Genomic DNA, 311 nt, shown 5'->3' on the forward strand with positions numbered 1-311 from the left:
GAGGCCGTTCAGTCGGCACGAAGCACATACGCTGCCAGGAAAGTTGAAGCAGAGAAGAAAGCTGAAGAAGTGGCTGCCGAAAAGGCGAGAATTGATGCCATAAGAAATGAACCGGTTACGGAAGAAAATATAGGCAGGGTCATTCGGTCACCAAGGAGTACGGAAGGCGTGGCTGCATATTTATCAGAGTATTTGGTCTACAACCCAAAATTTGTACAGAAGGCTTTGGAAAGGTTGGGGAGTGGTGGCGCAAAAAAAGAGGTGATCATAAATCTGCTATCCATATCTTCAGATTCAACATTGATGCGCTG

General features: G+C 46.3%; 1 protein-coding gene. It reads left to right on the forward strand.

Annotated features, from left to right (window positions below):
- A partial coding sequence (locus tag E1163_RS30010; protein WP_185155856.1) for a hypothetical protein occupies positions 1-311 on the forward strand: 311 nt, incomplete at both ends.

The organism is Fulvivirga kasyanovii, from assembly GCF_009711405.1.
Lineage (GTDB): Bacteria > Bacteroidota > Bacteroidia > Cytophagales > Cyclobacteriaceae > Fulvivirga > Fulvivirga kasyanovii.